1 protein-coding gene is annotated in these 448 nt (G+C 43.3%); it reads right to left on the bottom strand.

The features are described from left to right. Positions 1 to 49: 49 nt before the first annotated feature. Positions 50 to 448 (bottom strand): globin family protein (locus V5T82_RS18135; RefSeq protein WP_332897085.1); only part of this gene is annotated, 399 nt, incomplete at its 5' end.

The raw sequence follows: 448 nt of genomic DNA, 5'->3' as shown, positions 1-448 counted from the left end.
TCATTTGCTTTAAAGTTGCCTGTACGAAGCCTCACCGCGATCAGCTTGCCTATTCAGTAGCCATTTGGCTGACGATTTCTTTGTAAGCCGTTACGAGAGTGTCTTTCTCGTCGAGCGTCAATGCTTTTCCTCCTGCATCAATAGACTTTTTAAAAGCCTCTACGCTGAGTTTTAAGACCTGTTGCGGCACGTTCATATTCTTGTGCTTTGCTTTCAGCATATCAATATATGGGCATACTGTTGGATCATCTTTAGCAGTTTGCACGACACTTAAAAAAATCGACATAAACATTTCGTTCTGCCGTGGGTAATCAGAAAATAGCTGCCGTATTTCTGCCTGAGTATCTATACCACTTTTTGTAGCAAGCTCTCTCAAGGCAGAGAAAAACACTTGGGTCGCTACTGGGATATCCAGTTGTGTGGACATCTGAGCCTCATCCTGTCGTTT

It is taken from the genome of Magnetovibrio sp. PR-2, from assembly GCF_036689815.1.
GTDB lineage: Bacteria > Pseudomonadota > Alphaproteobacteria > Rhodospirillales > Magnetovibrionaceae > Magnetovibrio.
This window is presented reverse-complemented; position numbering and strand designations above follow the sequence as displayed.